The 15366-nt window shown below is 53.1% G+C and carries 17 protein-coding genes; all 17 read right to left on the reverse strand.

Features of this window, described 5'->3' with window-relative positions; genetic code table 11:
* Positions 1-25 precede the first annotated feature (25 nt).
* Positions 26-232 carry a hypothetical protein gene (locus tag PLD04_13620; GenBank protein HXK69365.1) on the reverse strand — a complete coding sequence of 69 codons (207 nt, stop codon included), beginning with the start codon at positions 230-232 and terminating at the stop codon, positions 26-28.
* Positions 233-498: 266 nt separating this feature from the next.
* Positions 499-1482, reverse strand: a complete 984-nt coding sequence (locus PLD04_13625; protein HXK69366.1) for a hypothetical protein — start codon at positions 1480-1482, stop codon at positions 499-501.
* 617 nt (positions 1483-2099) lie between these two features.
* The gene (locus PLD04_13630) at positions 2100-2852 is read right to left on the reverse strand and encodes a tetratricopeptide repeat protein (GenBank protein HXK69367.1); all 753 of its coding nucleotides are present in this window, start codon (positions 2850-2852) and stop codon (positions 2100-2102) included.
* Positions 2849-4648, reverse strand: coding sequence for a BatD family protein (locus PLD04_13635; GenBank protein ID HXK69368.1), 1800 nt, complete (start codon positions 4646-4648; stop codon positions 2849-2851). The genes PLD04_13630 and PLD04_13635 overlap by 4 nt, the downstream gene beginning before the upstream one ends.
* Positions 4645-5415, reverse strand: coding sequence for a tetratricopeptide repeat protein (locus PLD04_13640; GenBank protein HXK69369.1), 771 nt, complete (start codon positions 5413-5415; stop codon positions 4645-4647). Before PLD04_13640 ends, PLD04_13635 begins: the two co-directional genes overlap by 4 nt.
* Positions 5412-6509 carry a VWA domain-containing protein gene (locus PLD04_13645; protein ID HXK69370.1) on the reverse strand — a complete coding sequence of 366 codons (1098 nt, stop codon included), beginning with the start codon at positions 6507-6509 and terminating at the stop codon, positions 5412-5414. The genes PLD04_13640 and PLD04_13645 overlap by 4 nt, the downstream gene beginning before the upstream one ends.
* Positions 6509-7489: a VWA domain-containing protein gene (locus tag PLD04_13650; protein HXK69371.1), complete on the reverse strand. Its 981-nt coding sequence runs from the start codon at positions 7487-7489 to the stop codon at positions 6509-6511. The genes PLD04_13645 and PLD04_13650 overlap by 1 nt, the downstream gene beginning before the upstream one ends.
* On the reverse strand, positions 7473-8396 hold the full coding sequence (locus tag PLD04_13655; GenBank protein HXK69372.1) for a hypothetical protein: 924 nt from the start codon (positions 8394-8396) through the stop codon (positions 7473-7475). Before PLD04_13655 ends, PLD04_13650 begins: the two co-directional genes overlap by 17 nt.
* Positions 8383-9315 (reverse strand): hypothetical protein, encoded by a 933-nt coding sequence (locus tag PLD04_13660; GenBank protein HXK69373.1) that lies wholly within the window; start codon positions 9313-9315, stop codon positions 8383-8385. Before PLD04_13660 ends, PLD04_13655 begins: the two co-directional genes overlap by 14 nt.
* 9 nt (positions 9316-9324) lie before the next feature.
* Entirely contained in the window at positions 9325-10212 is an 888-nt protein-coding gene (locus PLD04_13665) for a DUF58 domain-containing protein (GenBank protein HXK69374.1), read from the reverse strand.
* Positions 10209-11183 (reverse strand): AAA family ATPase, encoded by a 975-nt coding sequence (locus tag PLD04_13670; protein ID HXK69375.1) that lies wholly within the window; start codon positions 11181-11183, stop codon positions 10209-10211. The genes PLD04_13665 and PLD04_13670 overlap by 4 nt, the downstream gene beginning before the upstream one ends.
* Positions 11184-11194: 11 nt before the next feature.
* Positions 11195-11719: a hypothetical protein gene (locus PLD04_13675; GenBank protein HXK69376.1), complete on the reverse strand. Its 525-nt coding sequence runs from the start codon at positions 11717-11719 to the stop codon at positions 11195-11197.
* A 49-nt stretch (positions 11720-11768) separates the two neighbouring features.
* Entirely contained in the window at positions 11769-13037 is a 1269-nt protein-coding gene (locus tag PLD04_13680) for a HEAT repeat domain-containing protein (GenBank protein ID HXK69377.1), read from the reverse strand.
* A 15-nt stretch (positions 13038-13052) separates the two neighbouring features.
* Positions 13053-13709: an ATP-binding protein gene (locus tag PLD04_13685; protein HXK69378.1), complete on the reverse strand. Its 657-nt coding sequence runs from the start codon at positions 13707-13709 to the stop codon at positions 13053-13055.
* Positions 13710-13747: 38 nt separating this feature from the next.
* A complete protein-coding gene (locus PLD04_13690) occupies positions 13748-14590 on the reverse strand; it encodes an RNA polymerase sigma factor RpoD/SigA (GenBank protein ID HXK69379.1) in 843 nt (280 codons plus the stop codon).
* Complete coding sequence (locus PLD04_13695; protein ID HXK69380.1) at positions 14583-14954, reverse strand: MerR family transcriptional regulator; 372 nt, start codon at positions 14952-14954, stop codon at positions 14583-14585. Before PLD04_13695 ends, PLD04_13690 begins: the two co-directional genes overlap by 8 nt.
* On the reverse strand, positions 14947-15360 hold the full coding sequence (locus PLD04_13700; protein HXK69381.1) for an Hsp20/alpha crystallin family protein: 414 nt from the start codon (positions 15358-15360) through the stop codon (positions 14947-14949). Before PLD04_13700 ends, PLD04_13695 begins: the two co-directional genes overlap by 8 nt.
* Positions 15361-15366 lie beyond the last annotated feature (6 nt).

Genomic DNA, 15366 nt, shown 5'->3' on the forward strand with positions numbered 1-15366 from the left:
TTTTACTCCTGCTAGTGTTGTACCGTCAATAAATAGGTATTGTGTCCCCAGAATTCAGGCGTTTCGTACCGCCGGGTTCAGAGTGCTGGAAGTAGAGGTAGGTTCGCCCCTTGATGATCTTCCGCACAAAGGTGCCGGGGACACTGCCCAATGATCTCCCGGCTTCCAGGGCTGTCAGCTGATCCATCAGTTCTGCATAAAGCGTGCGGGTTTCCAGGGGTAATCTTTCCATTCGGTCTCCAGTTATACGCAGAGTATCACATTTCTGCGTATAACTCAAGAAGGAGGATTGAATAGAAAAAAATTTCGTCAATTCAAAAGTGCATCCAATGCCCCAAAGAATGGACTGTAGCTGGATTTAACCAATCCGTATTTCTTCAATCTTATTAGCTGATTCAACATTCAACTTCCGACCCCGATTTCACCCTCATTTTTATTAGAATTAAAGATATAAGTTCTGCCCCCCCCCTGTCTCCATAAGATTAATAACGGACTTTTTCAGTGGATCCTCCGTATTGTAAGTAATGGCTTGTCGAAGGGGCGGGAGTGGGTTCTATCGTATTCTTTCAACTCATAAAAGGCTAGGCATCCATCATTGTCATAGAGAGGAATAGTTAGTAGCAGAAATTGATCGGTTGGAGGGAAATAGACCATTTGGCTGAATCTGACCCATGAATATTCCTGATACAGATCACCTATTACAGTAGGTACCATCTTCCATTTATGGTCCTTGTAAACGTAGGTGTTACCATGAATAAGTGAAAGTACCACGCCTTCTAGATGTGGATTGTACGCCATACCCCATTCTTCGAGTATTTCATTTAACCCTTCATACTCCTCAAGGTTTACGCCGTCATATTCAAAGGTTCTATAGCCTCTGTCTCTAATAATTACCTGTTTACTAAACTCATCATAAGCAACAAGAGCTTCCGCATCAAAATAATTGTTTAGCTGAGTTTCATGTAATTGCTGTCCATCCCATTCTAATATTAATCTTAGTGAGCCGTTTGCCATTACAGCTCGCTTTCTAAAGGCATCATACGTCGTGGAAAATGTTGGTGTGAAACTCAAAAAGCAATCCCAACAGCTGTTCTCATCCTTTCTGCAGAGTGTCCCACAATTCCTGTATCCATCACCACATCCTTGCCAGCGGACATCCATTAAAACTTTACTCACTTCATCATAAAACATTTGATTAGCACCAAAGTCTTTATTAGGGTGACCACTGGCATCATGTGTGCATTCGTATGACCATGTATAACCATCCCAGAGCCATGTGTCACTCATATCTTCACTTTCATTCCAGTAGGTCAATACAAGCTTCTCAATATCTGGATCATAGGTAAGATGGAAGCCGAATAGATTCATATCCGCGTTTTCACAGATAGGCGGGCTTTCTCCAGTCTCCACCTTCTCCCACTTCCACCCTGCATGGAGCATGGAGGATAGGAATAGCAGGATGACAACTAGAACCCTCTTCATCGACTCTCCTTATGTGGAGTTACGCCCTTACCCTGCTATTAAGTATACAACTGCTCGGGGATCGTGTCGAGAGAAGATGGGATATAAACGGGATATTCACAGATTAGTCATGCCGAAGTGTGCTTTTCTGAAATCCTTCCTTAGATAAGATTATGTTCTCTTCTGAGATAAAGTAATCCACTGTGTTCTCATCGCCTAAAAGCTTCTTGATTTTCCGTAGGTTACTTTCATGTGCAGCATTTAGTATATGGATTTCGCATGTATGCTCGTAATGATTAGCGAACAACTCGTCAATACGCTGGTAATTCTCCGTTGCTTTTTCTTTACCATCCGAAAACCCAAGGGTCAGAACTTATATCTTTAATAATATCAAGGATCAGTACGATATGCCGCGCAATTCCCCGTGTGTCCCCGGGAAAATAACCTGTTACTTCACTTCCCCACCGGGCGGTTGTGGACATTGACTCTCCTGATTTACCTTTAGCTCCGACCACTTATCGAAAATGTCCGATTAATGACCATCAATGATTAGCGTATCACGTTATCGAGTGTCCGGGTCTGGATAACATGTCCATCATCTTATGGAGATGGTTTTTATAGCCGTTAAGGTTGGCAGGTCAGATGGTTTCTACGGCGTCGGCGGGGATGAATCCGGTCAGGCCGTTGGGGAGGGTCACCCGCCTCCACTCCCCCACACTTTCCCACAGACGGACCCTGGTTCCCTCATGGGCCACAAAGAGCTCGGTGCCGTCATCCTGCGGCGCGCTCCTCGCGGTGACCGCGGGAGAGAGGATCACACCCTCCTCCACCAGGTGAGTCTTGTAGAGTCTGTACCCCAGCGCGGGACCGACGAGGAGAAGAATTGCCACCAGGACGGAAGCGACAAAGGTGACCAGGGTACGGAAGGACTTTTCCCTCCTGAGGAGGGCGGCCGTCCAGAGGAAGTTCAGGATCAGCACCAGGACCAAAAAGATCCACGATAGGGTCCGGACCGACGCATGGGCGTCCAGGAAGTGCAGAAAACGGGCGTAGGGTCCGCCTCCCGTCGTGTCAAACCGGTCCTTAAGGCGAAGTCTTACAAATTCCAGGTTTTCCCGGGTCTGGCGGTCCAGGGGATCGAGTCGGAGCGCCCGCTCATAGGAAAGAACGGCTCTTCCTGGCTGATTGTCCCGAAAATAGGCGTTCCCGAGGTTGTAGTAGACCCGCGGATCTTCCACGCCTTCGGAAAGGACTCCAGTCCAGGCATCGATCGCTCCCTTGAAATCCCCTGACTTGAACGATTCGACTCCCTGGTTGAAGAGTTCTGTCGGGCCGGCCAGGAGAGACAGGGTCGAGAAGAGGAGGGCGGCTATCATTACGGGGCGTTTCAAAGGACTTTCTCCATTTTCCGGATCAGGGCACGGGCGGTTTTCAGGATTTGCTCCAACTCACCTGATTGCACATCTCCCGGGGCATAGAGGGCGGAATCACATCGTTCCAGGGTCCGGGTGATTTGCTGAATGTCTTCCGTTTCCAGACCCCTTTCCTGGAGAATATTTCTGACCTCTCCGATCGTGAGTCCTTCCTCGGACCTGTTCAGCCGATCGGCCAGATACCCGGTCATACTGCTCCGGACCCTCTTGAAAAAGACCCTGGGATCGGATCCGGCCATACCGGATGCCTCCTTCAGCCGCTTCATGGCCTGCTTCCCGGCTCCGCGCATTCGAATCAGGTGGAGGGACTGTCCCCGTTTCTCCCGGAGACGGAGAAACCCGAATAGAAGAAGGTTGGCGATAAAGGGAAACAGGACCAGAATGACATAGAGCTTCGAGGCGTAAAAGGGACGGGTCCGGGTTTTGAGGGAATCGCTGGCAGTGACGATGAAGTGAATGTCCCGGCCGAGGCTTTTCACTTCTTCTCCTCCCGCGGGGACAAAGGGTACCGTCGATTCCACCTTCCCTTCCTGGACGGTCAGGGTCAGGGCACGGGTCGCGGCTTCCTGATAGGTTCCGGGGCCGGCTGGATTAAAGTAGGCAAAGGAGAAGGATGGAATGGTAAGGGTTCCCTTCGAGCGGGGGACAATCACCCATTCCCAGCTCCGGCTTCCCTTCAGCCCGGCTTCGGAAACCTTGATCGATTCCGTCGCCTTCGGGTCATAGACCGAACAATCGGGCAGGGTCGGGAAATCGGGTGTACTCAGGGTGCGAAGATTCCCCTGTCCCGATACGGTCAGCGTCAAAGCCACCGCGTCTCCCGCGGGAACGGTATCCTTGTCCAGTTTGGCCTGGATGGAGAAGGTGCCCACGGCTCCGCTGAAATTCTTCGGCTTTCCCGCCGCGGGAAAGGGCTTAATCTTCAATGTAACGGGCTCGGTCTTTCGCACGATCTCCTCGGGCCGCCCAAACCCGAAAAAGTCACTCGCCGTCACCGCACTGACTCGAAAAGCTACGGGATCAAGGGTGATATCGCCAGCTGTCGTAGGAAAGATAACATCCTGCTTGATCGTATAGGCCACATAGGCCTTGCCGCCCTCGTTCACGTTCCTTCCCTGAGGAGAATCGGGAAGATCGATCGACTCCGACCAGAATCCCTTGTAGGATGGGGGCGTTTCGATAGAGATTCCCTGGACCCTGACCTGGGTCAGAAGTTCGTACGTCAGGACAACCGCTTCACCCACGACAAGATCACGCTTATTTGAGGTTACCCTTACAAGGACATCGCCTTCCTGATCCGAGGCACGACCTCTTCCAGACTGCCCGGGCCCGAAAGATCCGAAGGGAGATTGTCTCTGCGGCCGCTGGGCAACGGACCCTTTCACGACCTCCAGAAGGAGAGGCTGGGTCTTATACATCTCCTTCCCCACCTGCACCGTGAGGGACGGGATCGTAACCGATCCTTCCTGGAGGGGATTGAACCGCCATGTGTAGGTTATCGATTTGGACACCTGGAAATTCACCATCGAGATATTCTGGGAGGTAAAGGGCCCTCCATAGAGCTTCAACCCGGGAATATCGGGCAGAACGGGAGTCTGGACATCCCCGGCGGCTCCCTGAACGGAGACGGAAAGATCCACAAGATCTTCGGTTCCCGCCTTATTCGAAGAGAGGGATGCCGAGACCGTCACCCCTTCCGCCGTAACGAGGGATGCGCAGAAGAGGATCACCGGAAGGATGAAACGGTATTTCACCAGTCGCGGCCTCCCCTTCCGACCCTGGAAGGCCGTTTCATCTGCTGTTCCTTCTGCTCCTCGGTCTCTTTCCTTCGAAGGGCATCCAGGATCTTTTCGGCCTCTTCCTTGCTGATCTCTTTATCTTCCTGGGCCTCAGCCTGCTGATCCTTTGGCTCTTCCTGTTTCTTGTCGTTCGCGGATGCGCCCTTCTGCTCCTCAGACTGATTTTCCTTTTTCTCACCCTGCTCTTGCTGTTTCTGCTGGTCCTGATTCTGGCCATTCTGCTGCTGTTGTTGTTGCTGTTGCTGTTGCTCTTGCTGCTGCATCTGGGACTGTTCTTTAAGCTTCTTCCTGGCCAGCTCCAGGTTCACCTTGGCATCCATATCCTCGGGACTGAGGTCCAGGGCCCTGGAGTAGTGCTCGATCGCCTTCATGTAATCTTCCTTCTGAAAGGAGCAGTTCCCCATGTTGAAATAGGCCGCCTGCGCGATGTTCACATCTTTCGCCATGGAAGCTTTTTCGAAGGACTCCATAGCTTTATCGTACTCTTTCTGTGCGTACAGGACATCCCCGATGTTGAATGCGATGACCGGGTTGGCGGGCGAGAGGGATTCCGCCCGTGTATAGGCCTGCATGGCTTCCTCCAGCTTTCCGGCGGAGAAGGCCCGGTTCCCTTCCCGGATCGCCTGCTCGGGAGTCGCACCCAGAAGGAAGGATGATCCCAGCAGGATCAAAATAGAGAGGAAGGGCACGGAAAGGGTGGATCCTATTTTGAGACCGCTCATGTCGTCTTCTCCTTCAGGGGAAGCGTACAGAACGAGGCGAAGAGAAAGAGGAGAAAAGCGGGAAGGAGAAAGAACTGATATCGATCTTCAAAACGCATGACCTGCTGGGAGCCAAGGTCCTTCTTTTCCATCTTCTGTATCTCCGCGTAGACCCGTTTCAGCTCCATCTCCCCGGTGACCGAGCGATAGTATTTTCCCCCGGTCTCAAGGGCGATTTTCTGCAGGGTTGATTCGTCAAGACGGGACGTGACCACTTTTCCTTCATCATCTTTTTTATACCCGGTTACGTTACCTCGATTGTCATGGATCGGGATTACGCTCCCCTGCTGTGATCCGATCCCGATCGCATAGATGACAATTCCCTGTTCCGCGGCCTTTTTGGCCTGCTCCAGGGCCTGTCCTCCATGATCCTCTCCGTCCGTGAAGAGGATGAGAGCCTTATGCTTCCGTTCTCGCTCCGAGAATGCAGATCGAGTCACCTCGATGGCTCGACCGATATCCGTCCCCGGCGTGGGAATCAGGGATGTGTCCAGAATATCCAGAAAAACCCTTGCAGCCCCGTAGTCGAGCGTCAGCGGACACTGGATAAATGCATCCCCGGCAAAGGCAATCAGCCCGACCCGGTCTCCGGACAGGCTGTCCAGAAACTCTCCAATCTGTAGCTTTGCACGGATCATACGGCTCGGCTTGATGTCGTCCGCATCCATACTTCGCGATGTATCCACAGCCAGGATAATATCGACACCTTTTCGGTGGACCGTCTCCAGGGAGGTCCCCATCTGCGGTCCGAGAAGGGCGAGGACGCTGAAGGTCACCGCGGCCGTCAGAGAAACCCCGTGCGCCAACCGGAGGCCGGGATGGTCTCCCGGCATGAGATCATGCAGGATCGCAGGGGATCCGAGCTGTTCCATGACGGCGCGTCGACGTTGCTCCTTGAGAATCAGTAGCACGATGACCAGGGGAATAATAAGAAGGGTCAGGGCCCATGAGCCGTGGGCAAAGCGGATCTGTCCCGCGGCCTGGAGAATCATGACCGTGATCCCCGCCGCCAGAGTGAAGAAGGAGAGAAGGCCGGAAACAACATAGGGCCACATCACGGCAGGCTCCGGAACACGGTCAGATCCAGCAGGACCGTCAGAAAAAGCATGGCCAGTCCCGCAATCAGAAAGGGAAGGTACATGTCATTCCACGTTGTGTAATGTTTCGTCTTCACCGTACTCTTTTCCAGCGAGCCGATGGTCTGATAGATTTCCTTCAGTGTTTCAGGATCAGTGGCACGGAAATACCTGCCGCCGGTCTGTTCCGCGATCCGGGTCAGGATGTCCTCATCGATATCCACACGCACCTGGACATACCGCCGCCCGAAGATCGGATCATCCACCGGCATCATGGCCATGCCCCGGATCCCGACAGCGATCGTATAAATTTTGATTCCAAAGGTCTTCGCAATACCGGCTGCGGTCAGGGGGTCAACTTCGCCCTTGTTGTTGTTCCCATCCGTAAGAAGAACGATCACACGGCTCTTGGCATCCGAACTTTTCAGCCGATCCACGGCCACCGCAATGGCATTTCCAATGGCGGTCCCATCCTCAATCATGCCCGTAGTGATCTTTTCCAGGAAGGTCAGGAGGATTCCATGGTCCAGGGTCAGGGGACACTGGGTGAAAGCCTGGCCCGCAAAGACCACCAGTCCCAGCCGATCGTTAGGTCTCGACCGGACAAAGTCCGAAACGACCTCTTTGGCGACATAAAGGCGGTTGTGGGGCTTAAAATCCTCTGACTGCATACTTCCGGAGCAGTCCAGGGTCAGCACGATATCTACGCCCTTCGTTAAATATTCCGTATAGGAATGGCCTGACTGAGGACGGGCCAGGGCGATCACGATCAGGATCATGGACAGGATCCACCCTCCGTGAAGAATAGGATAGAGGGAGCTCCGTGTCGAAGAGGGAAACCGGGAGAAAAAGGATGCTGTCGAAGTCAGGTAGGCGGAGCTCCGTCTTCTGCGAAGATAGAAATAGGCTGCCGGCAGGAGTAGCAGGAGGAAGAAGAGAGGGTTATGGAAGTGGATCATCCTGGGCCTCCTTCGCTCCGGTCTCTTCCACAAATCCCCTCACAAGCTTCAGGTCTTCCTCTCCCCGCTCCGCGGGGGGTACATGCTTGGCAAATTTGACAAGGTCGCTGAAGGAGAGATAGTCCTTCAGCTTCAACCGTACACTTCGTTCCACGGGAAGGTTCCGCAGAATATCCTGCATCTCCCAGGTGGTCCGTTCAAGGGCATCCACATCAAACCGTCCTTCAAGGTACCCCTTGAGAATGTCGGTCAGCTCGACATAGTGCCGTTTGTGTTCCCCGTGGATGCAATATTCGTGACGTTCAAGTTCCTGTAAGGCTTTCAGCGCCTTCACGTCGGCGGGCAGAGAGGGTTCCTCTGCCCCGGGAACTCCCGATTTTCTCCTCCGGCGATACCAGAAATAAAGGAGAAAGGCTAGGATGGCAGTTCCAGCTGCCGCCGGGATCAGCCAGCGGAGAATTCCCTTCCCGGGAGGAGAAATGGGAGGACGGATGTCCCGGAGCTCCTCCTCTTCTCCCGAAAGAACCGAAGTGACGGTCAGGGGAATGGCCGGGACGGCAAGGGTGACATCTCTGTCTCCCTGCTTTACCTGCAGCTGCCATGGGCTGGTGAAGAAGGTCCCGGTGGAGTAGGTGGACACGACAAAGGTCTGCGTGAGGCTCCGCGTATCTCCCTCCACAACCCAGGATCCCAGATCATAGTCCTTGATCTCAAATGCGGACAGGATTTGTCCCCCGGGAAGGTCCGGTGTTTCCGCCTCTGCCGGGATTGTCACAGAAAGAGAGAAGGTGACGCGATCGCCGACGGTGATAGACCCATGGTCGAAGGATGCTTCCACTCCCGCACCCGCGAAGAGGGAGAGGGAAGCAAGAAGCAGGAAAGCCAGAATCAACCTACTCAGCCGCATGGATCTCCACGCTGGATGCTTTATAGAGGCGTCCGAGAAGCGCGTTCACGGCCTGGGACTGTTTGGTGAACCGAACCGCATTGGCACACGCTTCCCGAACTTCTTCAAAGGGAGCCACGGCTCCGCTCTCGGAATCGGTAAACTGCTTCTTATGTTCTTCATAGTACCGCCGCACTTCCACTTCATCGACAGAAATCTTTCCCTTCAGCTCGCGTTCGAGATAGGCATTGGTCAGAACTTCATCCTTCAGACGAGAAAACCTTTCCTGAACGGAGGGGTCGGAATCGAGGCCCGCCCGTTTGGCCGCATCCACCAGGACGAGGGAAGCCACATAGTTATCCACGAACCGTGCAAATCCATCTTTTCCGGAAAAGGCCGATTTCCGTTCCGGAGGCAGCCGGTCCAGAGCCGCCCGAACTTCGGATTCTCCAACTTCCCGCTTTCCGATGGTGGCGACGATTCGTTCTCCATCCCCGGGTGAAGGGCGATCTTCCGCTTTCAGATCAGTGCTTTCCTTCAGGACACGGGATGCCGCCATCGAGCGTCCCGACCGTTCCAGCGCTGCGACCTTCTGCTTCTGTATCTGAGAACGGAGAGATTCATCCTGAACCCAGCGATCGGCCATCAGATAGTGGGTATAGGCAGATTCGGGATCATCCAGATCATTAAACTCCAGCTCCGCCAGCATAAAGGCGGTCTTTCCTCTCTGGTCCGATGAAAGACCCGGGGCAAAGAGAGTCTGCTCGTACAGACGGGCGGCCTGCGGCAGGAGGCCTTCCTGTTTCAGCTGGCCGGCCAGTTCCAGCAGGGATTCCGCCGGAAGGGCGTCACCGGCCTGACCCGCCCGGTTCTGACATCCCGTCAGAATGAAAATTCCCAGAACGGCAATTCCTATGGAAAGAAGGTATCTGGTTCCCATTGATCACTCCTAAACCCGGATTCCCCTGGCCCGCGCCGCAAAGAAAAGGGTCAGGGGCTTTTCATAGGGTTGATCCGCCCTCAGTTCCAGCAGGTCCACATCGGCCCGGGTCATGGAAGACCGGGTAGCCGTATCGATCGCATTCAGATGCGTAAGGTACCGCTGTCGTGTAGCCGGGTCCGATGTATCGACAAGGATCTCCGATCCGGTTTCAAGGTCCCGCATACGGACGAGGCCCACAGAGGGGGGATCTTGCTCGAGCCCGTCGCGGATCGACACAGCCACGATATCGTGCTTTCGGTTGAGAACGGTCAGGGTGCGTTCGTATCCCGAAGTAAAAAAGTCAGAGAGCAAGAAGACCACGCTTCGCTTTGTCGTAATCTTTCCCAGGAACGATAGGGCCCCCTGGAGGTTTGAACTTCTTCCACGGGGCTGGACCATCAGGACTTCGCGGATCAGCCGAAGAACATGTTCTCTACCCTTCTTCGGCGGGATATAGGTCTCGACCTCGTCCGAGAAGATAATCAGCCCCACCTTATCCTGGTTGGAAATGGCGGAGAAGGCCAGGAGAGCCGAAACTTCAGCTGCCATGTCTTTTTTCCGCTGACCGAAGGAGCCGTAGAGCCCGGAAGCACTGGCATCAAAGAGAATGTGGACGGTCAGTTCCCGTTCCTCTACAAACTGTTTTACAAAGGGAGATCCCATACGGGCCGTGACATTCCAGTCGATGGCCCGGACGTCATCCCCCCTCTGGTACTCACGGACTTCGGAAAATTCCATTCCCCGGCCCTTGAACATGCTGTGATACTCTCCTGCGAGAGAATCGTTGACCAACCGTCGGGTCCGGATTTCAATGCGCCTGATGCGCTTGAGGATTTCCGAGGTTGAAGTTGTCACGGCACCTCCACCGTGTCGAATATCTGTCGGATAATATCTTCCGTGGTCACACTTTCCGCTTCCGCTTCATAGCTCAGTAGAATTCGATGCCGGAGGACGTCGGCTCCCATCACTTTGATGTCTTCGGGAGTCACATAAGCCCGATGTTTCAGAAAGGCATACGCCTGAGCTGATTTGATCAGATAGATGGAGGCCCGGGGGGACGCTCCGTAGCGGATAAGGTCACGAACATCAAGCCCAAATTCTTCAGGTCTTCTCGTGCATTGGACGAGCTGAACCACGTAGTTTTTAACCCGGTCGTCCACGTAGATCTGGTGAACCACATCCCGGGCCTTCAGAAGGTCTTCCGGTTCCACCTGGGGAACGGGTTCGTAAGGTTCGCCAAGGGCCATTCGATTCAGGATTTCCAGCTCTTCATCCGCCGAAGGATAGGTTATCGAGAGCTTCAGCATGAATCGGTCCACCTGGGCCTCCGGAAGAGGATAGGTCCCTTCCTGCTCGATGGGGTTCTGGGTTGCCAGAACAAGAAAGGGCTTCGGGAGAGGATAGGTTTTGTCTCCCAGAGTCACCTGGCGCTCCTGCATGGCTTCCAGAAGGGCGCTCTGAACCTTTGCGGGGGCGCGATTGATTTCATCCGCCAGGATAAGATTGGCAAAAATGGGACCCTGACGCGGAACAAAGGTCTGTGTTTGAGGCTGGTAAATCATTGTGCCCACAATATCGGCGGGAAGAAAATCGGGTGTGAATTGAATTCTGTGAAAGGCAGCCTGAATCGTCCTTGCAAGGGAGGAAACCGAAAGGGTTTTGGCTAGTCCCGGCACACCTTCCAGGAGCACATGACCATCGGCGAGCAAACCGACAAGGAGGCGCTCCAGCAGCGCGGTCTGCCCCACAATGACCTTTCCGACTTCCTGGAAGATTCTGTCCGTGGCAAGTACATGGCGTTCTACCTGTTCCTGAATTCTGGAAATATCCTTGTCCGTCAAGATGCTTTCCTCCTTTTTCGAATGATGTAATAGATGCCGGCTCCAAAAACCAGGATAATGAAGAGGTCTGCAAGGGTCCACAAAAATCCTCTCCGCAAGATGAAGATCGGAGGCAGGATCCGGATTCGGGGCATGTCCAGGGATTTCTCAGCCGGCTTCGCTTCCGGTTCCGAGGGAACCGAATCGTAGTATTGAACAATGAAAGGATCAGGGGTGATCTCACCGGGAGAGAGGGCCTTAACCTCAAAGGTGTAGACCCAGCGTATCCGGGTATCATCCTCTGAAACCGCCACCGTTACACCGCCGGGAACAAAGGTCAGGTGCTCACTGTCCTTTGGAGCGGTCACACCGACGATGATAGCGGAGTCATCGGCCGGAACCATGAGTCGTACTTCTGCCTTCCCGACTCTGTCCTGACGTAAGCTTTCAGGGAGGTGGACCGAATACTCAAAAGCCGATGCGGTACGAGGCATCAGAATCCCGGCGAAGATCATCAGGATAAAAAATACTTTAGCATTCATAAGGTCAGCGTTTGTATACGAACGAAATGAATAAAATGTTGAGTCGCACTCAGGGTGCGTCAGTCAGCTTCCTCAACGCTTCCTGTGCATACGCCTTCACCCTCGGGTCTGGATGATTTGTTAACTCTGAGATCCTTTCCCTGTAGGTCTTCATTTTCAATTCCCCCGCCGTCCATACCGCTGCCCCAAGGATTGTAGGATCTTCAGACTGAAAGAAAGAATCGATCTGCTTATCAAACCCTGATTTTTGCATGATTCCGATGTACCAGCAGGCATAGGAAATTACATCAGGCCGCTTTGTAGCCAGCATACGGGTGAGGCACGCGCTCTTGAGGCTGTCGCTCCTGTTCTCGATTAACACCTGGAAGGCAGCCATGATTACCGGGTCGGAAAAGTCAGGATTGCACGCAATCGCTCCAACGGCCTGATCAATATCCGGATTTTTAAAATAGGAAGACGCCTGGACAAGTTCGGGTGTAATATTCCTGTCAACTTTTAACCTTTCCACAATCTTAGGGAGCAGGCTGGTTTCCAGCCCGAGATCTTTGACCCGGTCCGCAGTCCATTTAGATGTTCGGGGACTTCCAAAGAGTTTAAGCACCTGGTCTGTCAGTCCCTGTGAAGATGTCAGGACCGCGTCGATGGCGGCAATCCGGACGTAGTGATAGGTTTCGCGGATGGCAAGGTCGGTCAGAGCGTTTCGAGCGGCTTCACCGGCAAAGTGAGAGAGAGTCTGCGCAGCCTGACCCCGGACCTCGTCACGACGATCTGCAAGAAGTTCCAGGACACGATCCTGAAAGAGATCGGGGTGGTTCAGTACAGCCACGATTTGCATGGCCATGATGACCATGTCCATACTCTGGGAATTCAGAGCCTGATCCAGACCGGTCCTATCGCCTTTCCCCACATCAAAGAGACCTCCCATGGCGATGAGCCTCAAGGCTGGATCCGTTCCTGAGGTAAGAAACTCCTCATAAAAGGGTGCCAGCTCCGGATCGTGGTAGGAGATCAGGCTGAGAAGAGCAGAACGGGCGACACCGGACCGTTCATCATGAAGAAAAGCAATCAGGCGGTCTTCTCCCTCCTTGCCAAGCTGTCCTCCCAACAAAACGCAGGCTAGAGATACTACTTTAGGATTCTCATGCTCCAGGAAAGGGAGAACATCACGCTCATATCCGGATATCCCGCGTGTTTTGATCTCCTGCAGGGCTTTCCAGTTCATCTGAATGTCGGAAGAAAGCAGACCCTGGCGAATGGGATCGTCCTGGGCATAAAGTAAAGAAGTCACAAGGAGTAAGAGGAGCATCCATCTCTTCATCGAATCCCTCCATCATTAACTGAATTGATAACTTGTCTGAATCCCTTCCCGTCTGTGATCCTCCCCCTTCATGGGGACAATCCGGCACATCTCCTGGAGGCGGCTGACCATGGGAGCCCCAACACGTCGGGAAAGGCTTGGATCGAGGTCATAGGTCGTGGTTATCAGAATGTGACGCCGGGCCAGATACCTCTGATTAATGACATGGTAGACCATATCCAGAGACCAGGCGTTTCCATGGCTGGAAGCAAAGTCATCCAGGAGAAGGAGAGGAACGTCGATCAGGGGTTTGATCGTACTGTCCATATCTCGATCACTGTCGTACCCGATGGTTCGTTGAAACTGGAAGAGGAGATCATTAAAATCGACAAAGAGGCATTGGACATTCCGGGTTTGGGCGATTTCCTGCAACACAGCGACAGCAAGATGGGATTTCCCTATTCCGCAGGGCCCGGAAAAGATGAGCCCATAGTCTACAGCAGGAAAGGTCTTCACATAGGATTCTGCAATCTTTTTTGCTTCCCGCAGGGATTTATTCTCCAGGACATTAAAATTCTTCATATGCCATGCTCTGGCCCGGTCGGGAAGCTCCAGTGCAATAACCGGAGCCGAAAGAACCGACTGGCAGGAACACCGTGTGGCCTGGGAAATACCCTGGACGTTTTCGATCACCCAGCCCCTCCCCCCGCAGATGGAACAGGCACCCGACTTCAATTTAAATACCCCAGCAATTTTCTGGCTCTCTGCTTGGAACGGATCTTCCGTAAAGCCCTCTGTTCAAGCTGTCGGACCCTTTCTCTGCTCATCCCCATCATCTCAGCAATTTCCCTGAGGGTCAGGGGATTGTCATTTACAAAGCCAAAACGGAGTTCGATTACCTGGCGCTCACGTGGCTGAAGCTCCTCCAGGAGATGGCGCACTTCAAGCTCAAATGCCTCCTCGAGGAGATAGTATTCCGGTGAGGGTTCATTCTTCTGGGGAAGGGCTTCATAGAGTTCGATTGGATCATCGCTCTTGAGAGGTGCATTGAGAGAAACAAATTCCCCGCTGACCTGCTGGAGAATTTTGGCCTCGGCCACCGGGATATCCATTTCTTCAGCCACTTCCTCCAGTGTCGGAGATCGTTTGAGCTTCCGTTTAAGCCCGTGGATTACTTTGCTCATCTGATAGAGCTGCTGGACTCTCCTCTGTGGCATGGTAAGACCGGATGCCTGGGAAATTGCATGGAGAATGGCCTGACGGATCCACCAGATTGCATAAGTGATAAAACGATTCTCCATGGTTGGATCATATCGTTCCGCAGCCTGAATCAGACCGATATTGCCTTCATTCACAAGATCCATCAGGGAAACATTGGGATTTTTGAATTTATGCGCGTAATGGACAACAAATCGGAGATTTGATTCAACGAGCGATTTCAGAGCGGTTTTATCACCCTGTCGGATTTTATGTCCCAGCTCCTTTTCCTGCTCCGGCGTGAGCATGGGAAACCTGTTGATCTCCTTGATATAGTAATCAAGGTCCTGGGACTCATTGAAATATGCGTCAATCATGGTCCCTAGGCAGGAGCGTCCCCCGCTTGACGGGTACGATGGTGTAGGTTTGGCCACCTTGACGTTTCGTCTGGATCTCCCGAAGAGCCGCCTCCAAAACCTTTTTAAACTCCTGCTGCATCCGAATCATCTTTTCCCGCATATTTAAGATCACTTCCACACCGGCGAGGTTGACCCCCAGTTCACGGGTCAGGGTAATAATAAGCTCAATCCGCTGCAGTGTTTCTTCGTCGTAAAGCCGGGTATTCCCGTCGCTGCGTACCGGAGTGATAAGACCTTCACGCTCATAGTGACGGAGTGTCTGAGGGTGGAGATCATACTTTTCAGATACATAGGAGATATAGAATAGCTTTCCCTTAGTCACCTTGACTCCTCCTCAAACGCTTCGGTACGGTAATGGACAGGATACCATGCTCCAGTTTGGCATCCACTCGATCCGAATCGACCGGATGAGACAGGGTGATGGATCTTTTAAACGGACCGTAAAAACGTTCCAACCGCTGGAAAGCCTCGGCACTGCTTCCCTCCGGGGGCTGGCGGTTTCCCTCGACGGAAAGGGTCTTACCCTGAATATTTAACTCAACCGTGGATAAGGTGGCTCCGGGTATTTCTACGGTAAGGTAATAGTTGTGGCAGTCTTCTGAGCAATCCATGGGAGGAGACCACAACCCGGGCTGATCAAGAACCGGGAGGTGCAGCTCTTCGAGTAAACGATTCAGTTCACTTCGAATGATCAGGATCTCTTCGAGTCGGGTTCTGGCCGGTGCCACAACGCC

The organism is Thermoanaerobaculia bacterium (assembly GCA_035593605.1).
In the GTDB taxonomy this organism is placed as follows: Bacteria; Acidobacteriota; Thermoanaerobaculia; order UBA2201; family DAOSWS01; genus DAOSWS01.

What these genes read in the sequence shown, in the direction of transcription:
- PLD04_13620 (HXK69365.1), bottom strand. Translation starts at nt 232, where the DNA reads ATGGAAAGATTACCCCTGGAAACCCGCACGCTTTATGCAGAACTGATG.
- PLD04_13625 (HXK69366.1), bottom strand. Translation starts at nt 1,482, where the DNA reads ATGAAGAGGGTTCTAGTTGTCATCCTGCTATTCCTATCCTCCATGCTC.
- PLD04_13640 (HXK69369.1), bottom strand. Translation starts at nt 5,415, where the DNA reads ATGAGCGGTCTCAAAATAGGATCCACCCTTTCCGTGCCCTTCCTCTCT.
- PLD04_13645 (HXK69370.1), bottom strand. Translation starts at nt 6,509, where the DNA reads ATGTGGCCCTATGTTGTTTCCGGCCTTCTCTCCTTCTTCACTCTGGCG.
- PLD04_13650 (HXK69371.1), bottom strand. Translation starts at nt 7,489, where the DNA reads ATGATCCACTTCCATAACCCTCTCTTCTTCCTCCTGCTACTCCTGCCG.
- PLD04_13655 (HXK69372.1), bottom strand. Translation starts at nt 8,396, where the DNA reads ATGCGGCTGAGTAGGTTGATTCTGGCTTTCCTGCTTCTTGCTTCCCTC.
- PLD04_13660 (HXK69373.1), bottom strand. Translation starts at nt 9,315, where the DNA reads ATGGGAACCAGATACCTTCTTTCCATAGGAATTGCCGTTCTGGGAATT.
- PLD04_13675 (HXK69376.1), bottom strand. Translation starts at nt 11,719, where the DNA reads ATGAATGCTAAAGTATTTTTTATCCTGATGATCTTCGCCGGGATTCTG.
- PLD04_13680 (HXK69377.1), bottom strand. Translation starts at nt 13,037, where the DNA reads ATGAAGAGATGGATGCTCCTCTTACTCCTTGTGACTTCTTTACTTTAT.
- PLD04_13690 (HXK69379.1), bottom strand. Translation starts at nt 14,590, where the DNA reads ATGATTGACGCATATTTCAATGAGTCCCAGGACCTTGATTACTATATC.